The organism is Fodinicola feengrottensis (assembly GCF_010993775.1).
Classification (GTDB): Bacteria; Actinomycetota; Actinomycetes; order Mycobacteriales; family HKI-0501; genus Fodinicola; species Fodinicola feengrottensis.
This window is the reverse complement of sequence record NZ_WOTO01000061.1, coordinates 40,829-55,314: the sequence shown is the minus strand read 5'-3', so window position 1 is coordinate 55,314 and position 14,486 is coordinate 40,829. Positions and strand designations below refer to the sequence as shown.

General features: G+C 68.6%; 15 protein-coding genes and 1 pseudogene. 8 read left to right on the top strand and 8 right to left on the bottom strand.

Going from position 1 to position 14,486, the window contains the following annotated elements:
- Positions 1 to 175: 175 nt before the first annotated feature.
- From GNX96_RS39470 to GNX96_RS39450, 5 genes and pseudogenes are all read left to right on the top strand, one after another.
- Complete coding sequence (locus GNX96_RS39470; protein WP_163572788.1) at positions 176 to 943, top strand: cyclase family protein; 768 nt, start codon at positions 176 to 178, stop codon at positions 941 to 943.
- Positions 940 to 2,550, top strand: a pseudogene (locus tag GNX96_RS39465) (thiamine pyrophosphate-binding protein). Before GNX96_RS39470 ends, GNX96_RS39465 begins: the two are co-directional and overlap by 4 nt.
- A 99-nt stretch (positions 2,551 to 2,649) precedes the next feature.
- A complete protein-coding gene (locus tag GNX96_RS39460) occupies positions 2,650 to 3,294 on the top strand; it encodes a sensor domain-containing protein (RefSeq protein ID WP_163572784.1) in 645 nt (214 codons plus the stop codon).
- Positions 3,291 to 4,472 carry a sensor histidine kinase gene (locus GNX96_RS39455; RefSeq protein WP_279582692.1) on the top strand — a complete coding sequence of 394 codons (1,182 nt, stop codon included), beginning with the start codon at positions 3,291 to 3,293 and terminating at the stop codon, positions 4,470 to 4,472. The genes GNX96_RS39460 and GNX96_RS39455 overlap by 4 nt, the downstream gene beginning before the upstream one ends.
- Complete coding sequence (locus GNX96_RS39450) at positions 4,424 to 5,068, top strand: LuxR C-terminal-related transcriptional regulator (protein ID WP_163572782.1); 645 nt, start codon at positions 4,424 to 4,426, stop codon at positions 5,066 to 5,068. Before GNX96_RS39455 ends, GNX96_RS39450 begins: the two co-directional genes overlap by 49 nt.
- Positions 5,069 to 5,175: 107 nt before the next feature.
- Here the strand turns inward: GNX96_RS39450 and GNX96_RS39445 are convergent, their stop codons facing one another.
- The 5 genes from GNX96_RS39445 to GNX96_RS39425 all read right to left on the bottom strand — a co-directional run bounded on the left by GNX96_RS39445 (position 5,176) and on the right by GNX96_RS39425 (position 9,676).
- The gene (locus tag GNX96_RS39445) at positions 5,176 to 6,633 is read right to left on the bottom strand and encodes an APC family permease (protein WP_279582691.1); all 1,458 of its coding nucleotides are present in this window, start codon (positions 6,631 to 6,633) and stop codon (positions 5,176 to 5,178) included.
- 77 nt (positions 6,634 to 6,710) lie between these two features.
- Positions 6,711 to 7,205, bottom strand: a complete 495-nt coding sequence (locus GNX96_RS39440) for a bacterial transcriptional activator domain-containing protein (protein ID WP_163572781.1) — start codon at positions 7,203 to 7,205, stop codon at positions 6,711 to 6,713.
- Positions 7,206 to 7,212: 7 nt separating this feature from the next.
- Positions 7,213 to 7,500 (bottom strand): hypothetical protein, encoded by a 288-nt coding sequence (locus GNX96_RS39435; protein ID WP_163572780.1) that lies wholly within the window; start codon positions 7,498 to 7,500, stop codon positions 7,213 to 7,215.
- 72 nt (positions 7,501 to 7,572) lie between these two features.
- Positions 7,573 to 8,184: a bacterial transcriptional activator domain-containing protein gene (locus GNX96_RS39430; RefSeq protein ID WP_163572779.1), complete on the bottom strand. Its 612-nt coding sequence runs from the start codon at positions 8,182 to 8,184 to the stop codon at positions 7,573 to 7,575.
- 427 nt (positions 8,185 to 8,611) lie between these two features.
- A complete protein-coding gene (locus tag GNX96_RS39425) occupies positions 8,612 to 9,676 on the bottom strand; it encodes a tetratricopeptide repeat protein (RefSeq protein ID WP_163572778.1) in 1,065 nt (354 codons plus the stop codon).
- Positions 9,677 to 9,726: 50 nt separating this feature from the next.
- Between GNX96_RS39425 and GNX96_RS39420 the strand changes: the two genes are divergently transcribed.
- Together GNX96_RS39420 and GNX96_RS39415 are read left to right on the top strand one after the other, a co-directional pair.
- Positions 9,727 to 10,206 (top strand): hypothetical protein, encoded by a 480-nt coding sequence (locus GNX96_RS39420; protein WP_163572777.1) that lies wholly within the window; start codon positions 9,727 to 9,729, stop codon positions 10,204 to 10,206.
- A 20-nt stretch (positions 10,207 to 10,226) separates the two neighbouring features.
- Positions 10,227 to 10,892: a hypothetical protein gene (locus GNX96_RS39415; RefSeq protein WP_163572776.1), complete on the top strand. Its 666-nt coding sequence runs from the start codon at positions 10,227 to 10,229 to the stop codon at positions 10,890 to 10,892.
- A gap of 322 nt (positions 10,893 to 11,214) precedes the next feature.
- Here the strand turns inward: GNX96_RS39415 and GNX96_RS39410 are convergent, their stop codons facing one another.
- The 3 genes from GNX96_RS39410 to GNX96_RS39400 all read right to left on the bottom strand — a co-directional run bounded on the left by GNX96_RS39410 (position 11,215) and on the right by GNX96_RS39400 (position 12,688).
- Positions 11,215 to 11,403, bottom strand: a complete 189-nt coding sequence (locus tag GNX96_RS39410) for a hypothetical protein (RefSeq protein WP_163572775.1) — start codon at positions 11,401 to 11,403, stop codon at positions 11,215 to 11,217.
- Between the two features lie 128 nt (positions 11,404 to 11,531).
- Positions 11,532 to 12,293 carry a phosphotransferase gene (locus GNX96_RS39405; protein WP_163572774.1) on the bottom strand — a complete coding sequence of 254 codons (762 nt, stop codon included), beginning with the start codon at positions 12,291 to 12,293 and terminating at the stop codon, positions 11,532 to 11,534.
- Positions 12,281 to 12,688 (bottom strand): hypothetical protein, encoded by a 408-nt coding sequence (locus tag GNX96_RS39400; protein ID WP_279582690.1) that lies wholly within the window; start codon positions 12,686 to 12,688, stop codon positions 12,281 to 12,283. The genes GNX96_RS39405 and GNX96_RS39400 overlap by 13 nt, the downstream gene beginning before the upstream one ends.
- A 121-nt stretch (positions 12,689 to 12,809) precedes the next feature.
- Between GNX96_RS39400 and GNX96_RS39395 the strand changes: the two genes are divergently transcribed.
- Positions 12,810 to 14,423, top strand: a complete 1,614-nt coding sequence (locus GNX96_RS39395) for a serine/threonine-protein kinase (RefSeq protein ID WP_279582689.1) — start codon at positions 12,810 to 12,812, stop codon at positions 14,421 to 14,423.
- Positions 14,424 to 14,486 lie beyond the last annotated feature (63 nt).

Genomic DNA, 14,486 nt, shown 5'->3' with positions numbered 1-14,486 from the left:
TGGAGCAGGATTACACCGGTCCGGCGGCGGCGTGGCCACTCCAGTTCGCCGCCGGGAGGCGACAGCCGCCAACCGGCCGTACGGACGCGCCGAAACCGCGGCTGGCGCTGGTGAGAGAGGGCGAACCGGCCACCAGGCACCGCCGCTGGAGGCCCTGACCGCGGAGGTTGGCTCAATGTCGGTTTTGCGGGATTTCAGTGCACAGTTGTGCTCAGGTGGCATTCGGGTGGTCGACCTGACCGCGCCTTTGCAAAGCACCACACCGATTTTGCAGTTGCCGCCGCCGTTCGGGAACACTGTGCCGTTCCAACTGGAGGAGATCAGTCGTTACGACGACCGCGGTCCGGCTTGGTATTGGAACAACATCCACACCGGCGAGCACACCGGCACCCACCTGGACGCACCGATTCACTGGGTGACCGGCCGGGATGGCCGCAGTGTCGCGGAAATCCCGCCCGGCGAGCTGATCGCGCCCGCCAGCGTGTTGGACTTCGCCGACCGGGCTCTCCAGGACCCGGACTTTCTGTTGCAAGTCAACGATGTCCAGGTCTGGGAAAGCGAGCATGGGACGGTTCACGGGTGGTTCCTTTACCGTACCGGCTGGGATGCCCGCAGCGGTGACCAGGACAATTTCCTGAACGCCAACGAAACCGGCCCGCACACGCCCGGGATCGCCGCCGACTGCGTGGCCTGGCTGCTCGCCGAACGGTCCATCGTGGGCATCGGCGTGGAGACGGCCGGCACCGACGCCGGTGCGGCGCACGGCTTTGATCCGCCGTTTCCGTGCCACGGCTCGCTGGCCGGCTCCGGCCGGTACGGGCTGACCCAGTTGCAGAACCTCGCCGAGCTGCCGCCGACCGGCGCGGTGGTCATCGCCACCGGACTGCCGATCGTGGGCGGTTCCGGCAGTCCGGCGCGGGTGCTGGGGCTGGTCGAGTCGTGACGGTCGCCGAGCTGGTCGGCCGTACGCTGGTGGAATTGGGCGCGGACCACGTCTTCGGGGTGGTGGGCAGCGGGAATTTCCACGTCACCAACGCGATGGCGGCGGCGGGTGCGCGATTTGTGGCCGCCCGGCACGAATCCGGTGCCGCCACCATGGCCGATGGCTATGCGCGTACGAGCGGGCGGCTCGGTGTCGTGTCCGTCCATCAGGGCTGCGGCCTGACCAACGCGATGACGGGGATCACCGAGGCGGCCAAGAGCCGGACTCCGATGATCGTGCTGGCCGCGGACACCGCGGCCGCCGCCGTACGCTCGAATTTCCGGGTGGATCAAGACGCTCTCGCGGTCGCGGTTGGGGCGATCAGCGAGCGGGTCTTCAGTGCGGCGAGTGCGATGGACGACGTCGTACGTGCCTATCGCACCGCTGTCGAAGGGCGCCGAACGGTCGTTTTGAACCTACCGCTGGATGTTCAGGCCGCCGAGGATTTTCCATCGGTACGACCGAAACTGCTGGCCGCTCAGGTCCCCAGCCCGGACCCGACCGCGGCGCAAGCCCTCGCGAAGGCGATCGCGGCTGCTCAGCGGCCGGTTTTCGTGGCCGGGCGAGGTGCCCGGGGAGCCCGGAAAGAGCTGGAACTGCTGGCCGACCGTTGTGGCGCGCTGCTGGCGACTTCCGCGGTGGCCAACGGACTTTTCGCCGGCAATCCGTGGTCTCTGGGGATTTCCGGTGGATTTGCCACACCGCAGGCCGTGGAATTGATCAGTGGCGCGGATCTGGTGGTCGGTTGGGGCGCCGGCCTGAACATGTGGACGATGCGGCACGGCGCCCTGATCGCGCGGCCGCGACGGTTGTCCAGGTGGATCTGGACGCGGACGCTTTGGGCGCGCACCGGCCGATCGACCTCGGCGTGCTGGGCGATGTCGCTCGTACGGCCGACGCGGTCGCGAAGCTCGTCGAGGAAAGCATCGGATATCGGGAAAAGTCGCTGCCGGACGGCCGCTGGCGGGAAGTGTCGTACGAAGACGTGTCCACTGTGGACCGAATTGACCCGCGAACGCTGTCGATTGGACTCGACGAGCGGCTCCCAGTCGACCGGGTGCTCGCAGTGGATTCCGGGAACTTCATGGGATATCCGAGTGCCTACCTGGCGGTGCCGGATGAGCGTGGTTTTTTGCTTCACCCAGGCATATCAGTCGATTGGCCTGGGCCTGGCCACCGCGATTGGCGCCGCGCTCGCCGAGCCGTCCCGGCTGCCGATAGCGGCTGTGGGGGACGGCGGTGGCCTGATGTCCATCGCTGAACTGGACACCGTCGTACGACTCCGGCTGCCGATGGTTGTGGTGTTCTACAACGACGAGGCGTACGGCGCCGAGGTGCATCATTTTGGTCCGCACGGCCATAATCTGGACACTGTGCTGTTCCCGGAAACCGACATCGCCGCGATGGGCCGCGGATTCGGCGCCGACGCGATCACGGTACGAGCACTGTCCGATTTGGACGGTCTGACTGACTGGCTCGCAGGTCCACGGGATCGGCCCCTTGTCATCGACGCCAAAGTCACCAGCGGCCCGTCCTGGTGGCTCGAAGAAGCCTTCCGCGGCCACTGACAGTGGGCCTAGCTACCCCCACCTCGAGAGCTGGGGCCACTGTGCGACGCCGGCGGAGGAGGTCAAACTGGACACCAACGGCGAGGAAGGGACGGCGGGATGCGGTATGTGCGGGCGGTCTGGCGCGGTCTCGCGCTCTTCGCGATCGGGCCGCTGAAGCCCGTTTTCGCCGTCGGCTCTCTGCTCGGGATCGCCGCGCTGCCGTGGCTCATCGAGTTCCCGCGGCCGCTGATGGGCCTCGCGCGCCGGCTGGCCGGCGAGTGGTCCGGTGTCCCGATCCCCGTCCCGTACCAGCCGAAACCACCGCCGCCCACGCCTGGACCTGACGGTCTCTATCGCTCGGCGGACGGTCGTACGCTCTATAAGACTGCCGCCGGACCCGCCTTTGGGCGTTACTACACCTGGGTGATGTCGGACCTCGCCACTTGGCGGGACCTCGGTTGGTTGGTGCTCGATCCAGTGATCGGCGGCGCGATCGCGGTGCTGCCGGCGGCCCTGATCGCCTTCGGCGTCACCGGTCCGCTGCTTCTGCGTACGAACGTCTTCATCGGGCTGGTAAGCATCGCGGTAGGTGTGCTTATCGCGCCATGGATGCTACGGCTGCACGGCTTATGGACCAGAGCGCTGCTCAGTCCTGCGTCCGCGGCCGCGATCGTACGAGCCCGGGCCTTCGGCTGGTGGTTCGCCAACGGCCAGATCGCGAACTCGCGGTGTTTCGCGATCGGCGTCCAGTCCTCCTGGTGATCCCCCTGGTGCCGGTTTACCTGCTGGCGCTCCTGCTCGGCCCGCTCGGTGCCCCGGTGGTGGTGTGGTCGCGTTGGTTGCCGAACCTGTTCCGAATGTACGGGCGCAGGTGGTCAGAGCTGGACTTGCCGCGGCCGTACCTGCCGGTCAGTGGTTCGTCCTGGATGGATCGCGAACGCTGGGTGCTGCGCGATCCGGCGACCTGGCGGGACCTGGGTTGGCTGATTTTCCAGCCAGTAATCGGGATTGTTCCGATGCTGCTGCCGATGACCGCGTTCTGTTACGCCATGGGTGGGCTGATCGGGCCGGGACTGTTCGATCCGAACGGATCGCAGTGGGTGGGGCAGCTGTACGGGTCGAGGTGGCTCGCGCTCGTCGGCGGCGTGCTGCTGGTGGTCGCCATGCTGGCCCTTTCGCCGCCGCTGGTGCGTGCTCACAGTCTGTGGTCGTCGCTGCTGCTGCGCCCGACAGCGAAGGCGATGATGCTGGTCGAGCGCGAGGAGTTGACCGCGCGCGTGGAGCAACTCACCGAGACCCGTACGGCCGCGACCGACACGCAGGCCGCCGAGGTTCGCCGGATTGAGCGCGATCTGCACGACGGGGCGCAGGCGCGGCTGGTCGCGATGGGCATGACGCTTGGCGCCATCGAGGCACTTATAGACCAGGACCCGGCGGCCGCGAAGGCGCTTGTGAGCAAGGCGCGGGACAGCTCCGCGTCGGCGCTGGCTGAGCTGCGTACGCTGGTCCGCGGCATCCACCCGCCGATCCTCGCCGAGCGCGGGTTGGCCGACGCGATCCGCGCGATCGCGCTGGACAGCCCGTTGGACGTACAGGTCAAGGCGGCGCTGGATGGCCAGCTGGCCGCGCCGGTGGAGTCCGCCGCCTACTTCGCGGTCGCCGAGCTGCTGACGAACGCGGCCCGCCATTCCGGCGCCGAGCGGGTGTGGATCGACCTGCGGCACTTGGACAGCGCGCTGCGGATCAGCGTGCTTGACGACGGCACGGGCGGCGCCGACCCGAGCCGCGGCAGTGGCCTGCGCGGCATTGAGCGCCGACTGGGCACCTTCGACGGTAGGGTCACCGTCAGTAGCCCTTCGGGCGGTCCGACAATGGTGACGATGGAGCTGCCATGCGCGTTGTCCTCGCCGAAGACCTCTACCTTCTCCGCGACGGACTGACGCACCTGCTGTCCGCGCACGGTTTTGAGGTGGTGGCGGCGGTCGAGAGTGGTCCGGCGCTGGAACAGGCGCTGATAGAAGAAAAACCAGATGTGGCCATTGTGGACGTACGACTGCCACCGACGTTCACAGACGAGGGGTTGCAGGCGGCTTTGCATGCCCGCCAACGCGAACCCGGCCTGCCGGTGCTCGTACTGTCGCAGCACGTCGAGCAGTTGTACGCCCGGGAGCTGCTCGCCGACGGCACCGGCGGGATCGGCTATTTGTTGAAAGACCGAGTGTTCAACGCCGAGCAGTTCATTGACGCCGTACGAAGAGTCGCCGGCGGCGGCACCGCTATGGACCCAGAAGTGATCGCGAAACTGCTCGTCAGTAATGCCCGCGACGAACCGCTGGCGGCATTGTCACCGCGCGAGCGAGACGTGTTGTCGTTGATGGCGGAAGGTTGTTCCAACGCGGCGATCGCGGCCCGGTTGTTCATCAGCGAGGGCTCGGTCGGCAAGCACACCGCCAGCATTTTCGGCAAACTCGGCATCGGACCGTCCGATGACACCAACCGCCGGGTGCTCGCTGTTTTGGCTTACCTCAACGGTTAACTGGCTCGCTGGTCCGCAACGCCCCGTTGCTTACGCTGGACCTGAACGTAACCTCCGCGAGGGTGACGTTTGGGGCGACAAATAGGGGGCATTCAACCCCTCAAATGTCACCCTCGCGCGAAACGCTGCTGAGGGAGGCGAGCTGGGTGCCGACGCGACGGGCGACGCGGGGGAGGGCGAGCACACCCACCAGGGCGACCACCAGAATCCCCAGCGACGACCGGGAACCAGCGGGCCGGGCCCGCGGTCGGGTACGGGATGACGTTCACGTAAACCGTGTAGCCGAGCAAGGCCAGTGCTCCCAACGGAAAAACGACCTGCCAGCGAGGCACGGCCATCTTTCGGCGTACGAAAATCAGCCAGATCGCTCCGACGGTGGTCAGTAAATAGACCACGAGCAAGATCAGGGTGCCGATGGTGCCGGACCAGGCGAAGGTGTCTTTCGTGGTGGCGCCGAAGAAGACCGCGCAGATCACGATGAAGGCGGCGGCCAGGAGGGTGATGACGGTGGTGGCGATGGCGGGGGTGCCGCTGGCGGACGTACGGCCGATGCCGCGGGCGCCCCCGATGTCGCGGCCCAGCGCGAAAAGCATGCGGGAGGCGCCGACGACGCAGGCGAGGCAGCAGCCGAAGGCGCTGATGGTGGCCCCGAGGCTGATGAGGTCGCCAGCCCAGGCGCCGACGTAGCCGGTGCCGAGGTCTCCCAGCAGTGAACCGGAATTGGCGAATTTCCTGACGCCGGCCGCGTCGGTGCCGAAGGCCATCATCTCGACCGCGGTGACGATGACGAAGTATGCGCCGCCGAAGATCGCGGTGCCCAGGATGGCGCGGGAGATGTCCCGGCGCGGGTTGCTGGTTTCCTCGCCGAGGGTGGCGGCGGCTTCGAAGCCGGCGAAGGAAAGGAAGCCGAAGACGGCACCGAGGAAGACGCCGGAGAGGCCGCTGTCGGGGGTGAAGGTGAAGACCTGCGAGGTGAAATGCTGGCCGCCGGGTGCGGTGCCGCCGATCAGCCGAACCGCGATGATGGCGGTGATCAGCAGGATCAGCGCGACGGTGGCGCCCTCGACGACCAGCAGGACGGTGGTGCCGCGGCGGGCCGGGGCCATCGCGAGCAGCCAGCTGCCGACCAGCGCCACGCCGGTCAGCACGAAAGGCGCCCAAGCCGGCGGATTCGGCCAGATTCCCACCTCGGTAAGGAAAGCGGTGCCGCCGAGGTTGCCGGCGGCTGAGGAGGTGACCACCGCGTAGAACGTGTACGTGCCGAGCAGCCCGACGCCGGACACCACGCCGGCTCGTGGCCCGAGAGTGGCTCCAACGAAGGCATAAACCGAGCCGGCGTGCTGATAATACTGGCAGAGTCGGACAAAACCGTACGCGACCAGCAGAACGCCCAGTGCGGACAGGAAAAATGCCAGCGGCACCGCTCTACCAGCCGGGCCGGCGGTCTGTTGCGGGTTGATGTTCGCGGCCATGCTGGGCGCCATCAGCGCCACCGACAGGCCGATGGCCTGCCAAACCGACAGGGTGCGGCGCAGACCGCGGGAAGTCTCGACCTGACCGGGCACGGTGCGTCCTTCGGGTTCGACTGATCGGATCAGCTTCCCCGCGAAGGATCACCACCGCAAGCCCAGGACATACGAGATCAGCGCCCGACAGTGGACAGCGGCCGGGCCGCCACCCGGTGCGGCGGGAACGGGACCGGCTCGATGCCGATCCGGTCCATCTGCCGGCGATAGTCGTGATACTGCCGGCGAGCCCGGTCGTGTTTTCCGGTGCACGCCAACGCGTCGATGAGCCCGAGGTGCGCCTGCTCGTCGAACGGGTCCCGCTCCAGGGCACGCAGTTGGTACGCCTGCGCCCGCTCGTAGTCGCCGCTGCGGGCAGCGGCGGTAGCGAGCGTACGAACGAGGTCCAGATAACTCGCACGGGCCAGCTCGCGCAGTGACACGGCCCACTCGTAGTAACGGTCTTCGGCCAGGAAGTCCCCGGCGTAGCCAGCCTCGGCGAGCGCCAGCGCGGTCAGCGCGTCCGGCTCGCCGTTCTCGTAGCGCAGCACGGCTTCCCGCGCGGCGGCAAGGAAAACCTCCACGTCGACGGTGACGTTGGAAAGGCTCACCACGTATTTGTCGGTGCTCACGAAATGGTCAGCCGGGTACCGACGGTAAGGGTCGAGAACCGTACGGATGGTCGACAATGCGACGGACAGCCGGTTTGGCGCATCTGGTGGGCTCGTCGTCCGGCCACAGCGTGTCCATCAAGAGCTCGCGGGCGGTCGGCCGACCGCGCCGGGCGATCAGCAGTTTGAACAGCTCACGGGCTTTTTTCGAGGGCCACTCGGCGGTGTCGAACGGGCTCCGGCCGCGGATCACCTGGAAGGTTCCCATGGTGCGGACATATGGTGCGGCGCCGGGCGCCGCCATCGGTGCGCTCATGCCGGACCGCAGTTGGTCTGGCGGGGGGGATACCTGTCTCATACTGGAAATTCTCGCCCGAACAGGTAGCCCTTACCATCCGTGCCACCACGTAATTTCGCCCCACGTACGTCCGTATACGTAAAAACCGTTCACACAAAGAGAGCTGGACCGCACGGAGTGTGCGGTCCAGCGCAAGACAAAAAAAAACCGTTTACCTGCCAGCCGGAGAGGGCCGGCGCTGCGACCGCTGCGGGAACGGCGCCGGGTCGATGCCGATCTCCGCCATCTGCTCGCGGTAGAGATCTGGTAGCGCCGCTTGGCCTCGCCATGGCGGCCGGCGGCCACCAGTGCGCCGATCAGGCCGAGGTGCGCTTCCTCGTCGAAAGTGTCCCTTTCCAACGCACGCAAGCGATAACGCGCCGCGCGGTCGTATTCGCCAGCCTTGGAGGCGATGCTGGCGAGCAGCCGTACGAGCTCCAAATAGCGAGCCTTGGCTTCCTCACGCAGCGGCACGGCCCAGTCCTGGTACGGGTCTTCCTCCAGGAAATCCCCGCTGTAGGTGGCCTCGGCCAGCGCCAGCGCGCGCGGTGCGTCGGCACTGCCACGCTCGTACTCCATCTGGGCCTTTGCCGCGATGGCAAGGAAAACCTCGACGTCGACGGCCAGGTTGCGCAACTCGATGGCGTATTTGTCGGTGCCCACGAAATGGTCCGGCGGGAACGCTCGGCCGGGGTCAAGGACCGTACGAATCGTCGACAGCGCAACGGAAAGTCGGTTGGCGCATTTGGTCGGATCCTCGTCCGTCCGGCCACAGGATGTCCATCAGCAGCTCGCGCGGGGTGGGCCGGCCGCGCGCGGGCCACCAGCAGCTTGAACAGGTCGCGGGCCTTCTTCGACCGCCATTCCTCGGCGCCCACCAGCTGCCCGTCGCGGAGCAGGCCAAAGCCGCCGAGCGTACGGACCTCAAGGGAGTTCGGCGCCGGGATCGGTACGAAGCGAAGCAGCCCGGCGGCGACCTCGGCGGCCGGGTGGACGCCGTACTGGCGAAGGGCCGCGGTGGCCGCTTCCAGTACCGGCGCCGGCGCCTCGGTCAGCCGGGCCACCGCGACCCCGACGCGGGCGGCGCCGATCAGCTGGCCGGTGGCCGCCCAGATGTCGGCGGCCTGGTGCAGCAGCCGAAGTTGCTCGGCGGGCTGGTCGGTGAGGGCAGCCGCGCGCAGCAGTTCAGCAGCCGGGCGAGCCCGCCGCGGTCGGCGCCGATCCCGACGCCGGCGGTGGCCGCGGCCACCGCCTCGGACAACCGCTGCCGGTCGCCGCGGGCCAGGGCCACCCAGCCGGCGGCGATTTGCGCGCGTACCCGCTCGGACCCCTCGGAGGAGGCCACCGCCTGCTCGGCGAGCACCGCGGCCGCCTCCGGGTCGTCGGCCAGCCGCACCTTCGCGAGGCCGGTCAGCGCGACGCCGTGCATCTCCTGGTCGCCGGACTCGGCAGAGATGTCGGCCGCTTCCTGGTACGCGGCGGCGGCCAGCGCCAGGTCGCCGTGCTCCCGGTAGACCTCGCCCAGCCCGACCAGCGGCCGCGCGCTCGTGCCCGGCCCGCCGCGCTGGTAACCGGCCCGCGCGGCCTGGAAGTCGGCGGCCGCCTCGTCGAGCCGGCCGAGCGCCAGCTTCGCGGTGCCGCGGTGGCAGTGCGTGAAGAGCACCATGTTGCGGTCGCCGCTGCGTTCGGCGGCGGTGACGGCCACGTCCAGCTGCGTCAGTCCGGCCCGTACGTCCCCGCGAATGATCAGCGTCAGCGTCCGCGCGTAGTTGGTGTGCGCGAAGATGATGTGCATGGTGTTGCGGCTGAGGGCGGCCGCTTCGACCGCGGCCTCGTGGTGGGCGTCCGTGTCGATGCCGTTGAGCAACCCCATGACGCTGTATGCGGCAGCCAACGCGCTGTTGTCGCCGGCGGCCTGCGCGACCCGCAACGCGCGCGCCGCGAGGTCCCGGCTCGCTGGGTGCTCGTTGCGTACCCAGTGCGAATACGCCGTCCACGCCAGTACGAGTGCCTCGTCGGCGCTCGCCGGCCCGCCGTTGCCGACCGCGGTGACCTGCTCGCAGATCGCCAGCGCCCGGTTGGGCTCGCCGAGGAAGTGGTAGAGGGCGGCCAGTCGCCAGCCGAACCGCGGCTCGACCGCACCGGCGATCTCCACCCCCGCGGTAGAAGCAGCGCAGCGCGCCGCTCCAGTCGCCGAGGCAGAACTTGGCCTGCCCCTCGACCCGCTCGGTGTCGGCCGTACGGGCCCACGGCGGCAGCTGGCCGAACGCTTCCAGGACCACTGTGGCCGCGCCCGCGCGCAGCAGCTCAGAGGCGTTTTCGCAGATGAACGCGGCGGTGGTTGGCGGGTCGCCAATCGCCCGTACGCACCGCAGCGCCTCCTGGGTGTCCTCGTGGCGCAGGAACCACGTGGCCGCCTGTCGGTGCAGCTGCGCCCAGTCGTTCGCCGGCAGCGGCGCGGTCGCGCGAATCGCGTCCCGGGCCAGCGGACTGACCGTGAAGGTGCCGTCCGGTCGCCGCCAGAGCAGCGCGCCGGCCCGGGCCAGCCGGTTCAGCTGGTCGCCGTCGGCCGGCAGCCCGGCGAAGGCGCACAGGTCGGCGGTGAACCAGCGCAGCGGCGACACCCAGCGCAGCAGGTCCTGGATGTCGGCCGGCTGGTTGCCGGCCACCTCGTCGGCCACATAGCCGAACAGCGGCCCGCCGGGATGTCCCAGCCGGGACAGCTCGTCGGCGTACCCGTCCGGCGGAAAGTCCAGCAGCCAGCGGGCCGCGAGCACGGTCGCGGCCGGCCAACCGCCGGTGTTCTCGTGCAGCTTCTCGGCCAGGTCGTCGGCGGCCGCGTCGCCGATCGCGGTGGACAGCAGCGCGTGCGTCTCGGCCGCGGTGAAGGCCAGCGCGTGGCCGTCCAGCTCCAGCAGTTGACCGCGACCGCGCAGCCGCTCGATCGAGAACGGCGGCTGCCGGCGCGAGGACAGCACAATGTGCAGGTTGGCCGGCGCGTACCGGCACAGTGCCTCCACCAGCTGCCCAGAAGCGCTGCCCTCGGGCAGTTCGTGCAGGTCGTCGAGGATCAGTACGAGGTCGTCGGGCTGCCGGGACAGCGGGCCGAGCAGCGCGAGCGCCACCTCGTCGATCGGCAGCTCGGCGTCCGGGACGGGGGTCAGCAGTTGCTCGGACAGGTTGCGTACGAGCGTGGACAGCGCCGCGTCGTGACGGCCGAGCGTGTACCAGCAGTGCGGGACCTGGCTGGCCCAGGAGGTCAGCAGGGAGGTCTTGCCATAGCCCGCGTCCGCGATCAGAATCGTCAGACGTTGGTCGGTCACCCCAGCCAGCCGGCGCACCAGCGCGGGCCGGTCGACCCACACCGATGAGAGCGTCCGGCCGCCACGCGTACGCGGTCCGGCCGTCACCGTCGAAGCCGCCTGCAACGAACTGGCCACTACGCCCCATCCATCCGTCGGTCTCCCCACTCTGACACCGCGTCGCTCTCGTTTTGGTCTGGACCGAGAAGCGACCAGGTATCAGAGTGCGCGAGGGAAGGGCTTCGGAGCATCGGGGAAGGTACGTATGTTCCTGTCGGCTACGTGCTACGTATGCCCCTATGGCCGAGATCTGTGACCGATCGGACGATGGCAAAAGGGACCGCCGCCTTGCGTTCGGCGGTAAATGAGTGCCAGCGGTGGCCGCCGCCCCTTACCCGTGCTCCGGCGGCCGGAGGTCCTGGCCGACGCACTCGTGGATGAATCCGAGCAGCTCTTCGTCGTCGCAGAAGGTGGTGATCCGGCCCGAACGGACGTGTTCCACCACCCCGTGAACCTCGGCCGGGACGGGGCGATCCGCGTCGTCGCCTGGCACCCAGACGCGCACCACGAAGGTCTGCATGCCGCACGGTAAAACGACGAGTGGCCGGGAGGCTCTATCCAGCCACTGGTTCTGCCCTTTTGGGCTCCCGCTTGAGAACGCTCTACCCCGATAACGCAGTTGTCGCGGCCCGCAGCTCGCCGGCGGGGTCACCTTCGTGGTAGACGCGCTCTGCCGGCTCGATGCCGTCCAGGAAGCGCTGGTACGTGTCGGCCGCCAGCAGGTGACCGATGACTCGCGTTGGAGCAAGCGCGCGCTCTGGGAAGCTCTGGGGCCGGTGCGTACGCCACGCGTCCACCCATGCCGTAAGGACCGCCTCCCGCTGCTCTTCCGGCAGCCAGTCGGTCAGCCTGAGCACGTCCGTCGCCGGGTTGCCGGCGAAGCTGTCGGCCCAGTCGTCTGATGGTGTGGGTGGTCCCGTCGGAGTGCCAGTTGCCGGGGTGGAAGTCGCCGTGTACGAGCGTGGGTGGCAACTCCGCGCTGGCCTGTTCGGCCAGCAGCTTCGGGAGTTGGTCCAGCAGTTCGTACGCGGCGGCCAGCTCGGTCTGGGTCAGCTGGCCGCCGGCCTCACCGGCCAGGAGCCCGCGCGTTGAGATCACCGGGTCGACCGCTGGCAGGTCGACCAGGTCCGGCTCGCCGATCGCGGCCTGCACCGCGACCCAGCGTTGGATGACCTCACACGCGGTCTTGGTCGACGCCTTCCAGCAGCCCTCGCCCGGCGCATTCGCGAGCAGCGTCCGCTTGGTCGCGCGGTCGGCGGCGAGCACGGTCGGCACCAGCGCCGGGTCGTACCGCCGGACAACCTCGATCACGTCCGCTTCGGAGTTGCCGAATGCGGGCGCCGCCTTCGCCCAGCGCAAACCATCCACAGTGTTCAGTGTGAACAGGCACGACAGATTCAGGTCTTCCATTGCCACGACTTGCCCCGCAGCGGCCGGTCCGCCGCGGCCGTCGCCCAGTCGAGCAGGTCCCGTACGCCGTCCGGGGTGGCCCAGGCGGACCGCAGCGGGTGCGGCGCGATGATGGCCGCCCAGTCGTCCACCGGACTTTCGTTGAGGTGCTGGCGAGTCGGTGCACCGAGGACCTCAACGTGGTAGGCGACTTCGCCGCCGCGCGGGCCGTGGTCGCCGTCCGGGACGACCGTCAGCAGCCGGCAGATAGCAACTTCGGTGCCGAGCTTTGCATCGACGGCCGCGTTCACCGATTGCGCTTCGGACCACCAGGGACTGTCCACCTGGCCGATGTCGAGAGTGCCGAGATACTCGCCTCGGTGGCTCACATATGCGCGCACCCGCCGTCGCAACATCGCCCCAGGATCCGGTGCGTTTCGTACGCTTCGCAACGGATTTTCGGTGCCTGCGTGCACCTTCGGGCATGGCCTTCGCGGTCCCGGCTCGGGCCTGCTTTCCTTGCCCTAGCCTGGGGCGATGCGGGTGATCGCCGATCGGTACGCCATTCGCGACGTCATCGGGCAGGGCGGGATGGGTCGCGTCTGGCGGGCCCATGACCAGATGCTGGACCGCGAGGTCGCGCTGAAGGAAGTGCTGCTGCCCGAGGGGATGGCGGAGGCCGCGAAGGCGCAGATGTCCGAGCGGATGCTGCGCGAGGCCCGGTTCGGCGCCCGGCTGCGGCATCCGGCGATCGTACGGGTGCATGACGTGCTGATCGTGGATTCGCGGCCGTGGATCGTGATGGAGCTGGTCGACGGGCGCAGCCTGGAGGAGCTGATCGAGGCCGAGGGCGCGCTGCCGGTGGCCCAGGTCGCGGACATTGGCTTGAGTCTGCTGGGCGCTCTGCAGGCTGCTCATAAGGCCGGCGTCATCCATCGGGACGTGAAGCCGGCGAACGTTCTTGTAGAGCCCGACGGATCGGTCAGCCTGACGGATTTCGGCATCGCGTACGAGCTGGAGCAGTCCTCGCTGACCGCGACCGGCACCATGATCGGGTCGCCGCAGTTCATGGCTCCGGAGCGGGTGCGCGGTGACAAACCCGGGCCGGCCAGCGACATTTTCTCGTTGGGCGCCACGCTTTACGCGGCCGTTGAGGGGCGGTCTCCGTTCGTACGAACGGGACAGCTCGCCACTTTGGCCGCGGTTTTGAGCGATGCGCCCGATGCCTTCGCTTCGGCCGGTCAGCTGCAGCCAGTTTTGGCTGGAATGTTGGAAAAGGACCCGGCACGGCGAATGGACGCGGACGCCGTCGAGGATGCTCTGCGGTCTGTTGCCGCAGTCGAGTCCAGCGTCAGCACCGGCGACGACTTGCCCGTACCAGCGCGAATTCCGGCCAGCGCGCCGACCGCGGTGCTGCCTGCCTGCGCGACCGAGCCCGTTGCGACTCCTGGGGTGGGAGCCGTGCCGCCGCTGGAGCCGGCCGCCACCCAGGCGGAGCTGACCGAGGCGTTGCCCGTACCAGCCGCTGCGCCGGCCAAGCGCCGGTCGCGGCTGATTCTGCTGGGCGCCGCGGCCGTTGTCGTCGTCGTGGTCATCGCGGCCGGTGCGGTCTGGGCGCTCACTTCGGGGCACCGGCCGACGGCCAGCACGAGCAGCGGCAACACCGCGCCGGCGACCTCCAGCGGCACTCTGACCCCGATCGCGCCTTTCACGGTGGGGAAAGTGTCGATCACCATCCCGGCCGGATGGGTGCGGGTCGGTGGCTCGGACGAGCAGCCGGTCGCTGGCTACGCGAAGGCCGTCGCCGATCGCAACCAGCAGGTGGTGATCCAGTTGGCGTCGCCCACCGGCCCGACCGCGAAGACACCGCTGAGCTGGTTTCAGGCCGCGCAGTCGGTGGCGTTGACGGCTCAGCCGGGCTACGCGCTGATCGTGTTGGAGAAGGTCAACTTCAGCGACAGCAAGCCAACCGCGGACATTCGCTGGGAGTGGACCTGGACGGACGGTGGGGTGAAGCGGCACGTCCTTCAGTTCGGCCAGCTTTACCAGGGCGCCTTCTACGTGCTGTCCTTCGCGGGTCCCGAGGCCGATTTCCAGGCCAATGGCCAGCTGTTCACCAACGTCTACAAGAGCAGCCCGACCAACCAGTAGTGCACCTTCGGGCATCGCCCATGCGGTTCAAGGTTTTTGGTTTCCCTTTCCCCTAGCCTGGTC

What these genes read in the sequence shown, in the direction of transcription:
- GNX96_RS39470 (WP_163572788.1), top strand. Translation starts at nt 176, where the DNA reads ATGTCGGTTTTGCGGGATTTCAGTGCACAGTTGTGCTCAGGTGGCATT.
- GNX96_RS39460 (WP_163572784.1), top strand. Translation starts at nt 2,650, where the DNA reads ATGCGGTATGTGCGGGCGGTCTGGCGCGGTCTCGCGCTCTTCGCGATC.
- GNX96_RS39450 (WP_163572782.1), top strand. Translation starts at nt 4,424, where the DNA reads ATGCGCGTTGTCCTCGCCGAAGACCTCTACCTTCTCCGCGACGGACTG.
- GNX96_RS39435 (WP_163572780.1), bottom strand. Translation starts at nt 7,500, where the DNA reads ATGAGCGCACCGATGGCGGCGCCCGGCGCCGCACCATATGTCCGCACC.
- GNX96_RS39415 (WP_163572776.1), top strand. Translation starts at nt 10,227, where the DNA reads ATGTCCCAGCCGGGACAGCTCGTCGGCGTACCCGTCCGGCGGAAAGTC.
- GNX96_RS39410 (WP_163572775.1), bottom strand. Translation starts at nt 11,403, where the DNA reads ATGCAGACCTTCGTGGTGCGCGTCTGGGTGCCAGGCGACGACGCGGAT.
- GNX96_RS39405 (WP_163572774.1), bottom strand. Translation starts at nt 12,293, where the DNA reads ATGGAAGACCTGAATCTGTCGTGCCTGTTCACACTGAACACTGTGGAT.
- GNX96_RS39400 (WP_279582690.1), bottom strand. Translation starts at nt 12,688, where the DNA reads ATGTTGCGACGGCGGGTGCGCGCATATGTGAGCCACCGAGGCGAGTAT.
- GNX96_RS39395 (WP_279582689.1), top strand. Translation starts at nt 12,810, where the DNA reads ATGCGGGTGATCGCCGATCGGTACGCCATTCGCGACGTCATCGGGCAG.